Source organism: Mycetohabitans sp. B3, from assembly GCF_021498065.1.
Taxonomy (GTDB): domain Bacteria; phylum Pseudomonadota; class Gammaproteobacteria; order Burkholderiales; family Burkholderiaceae; genus Mycetohabitans.
The window spans coordinates 1-389 of record NZ_JAHLKN010000211.1; the positions used below are offsets into that span (position 1 = coordinate 1).

The 389-nt window shown below is 63.0% G+C and carries 1 protein-coding gene; it reads left to right on the forward strand.

Translation table 11 applies throughout. The features are described 5' to 3' along the window. A partial coding sequence (locus KQH55_RS17510; RefSeq protein ID WP_235091714.1) for an AMP-binding protein occupies positions 1–389 on the forward strand: 389 nt, incomplete at both ends.

Consider the following 389-nt stretch of genomic DNA (forward strand, 5'->3'; position numbering starts at 1 on the left):
CTGCTCTGTGGTGGTCAGGCCGTCATTGTGCCGCCGGGCGAGTTGGACGTGCATGTGCTGCAAGAGACCATCCGAGCGCATCAGGTGAGCGCGCTATGGTTGAGCGCAGGGCTGTTTCAAGTGATGGCCGAAGGTGACTTGAGCTATTTGCGCAGCGTGCGTCAACTGACGGTGGGCGGCGATATTGTCTCCGCCGCGGCGGCGCAGCGCGTGCTTGAGCACTGTCCAACCCTGCGCTTTATCAACGGGTATGGACCGACCGAGACGACCATTGCCACGTGCCATCTGATCGAGGCACCGTATCAAGCGCAAGCGTCGATGCCGATCGGCACGCCGCTGGATAACGCCACGGCCTACGTGTTGGACGCGTGCTTGCGTCCGGCGCCGGT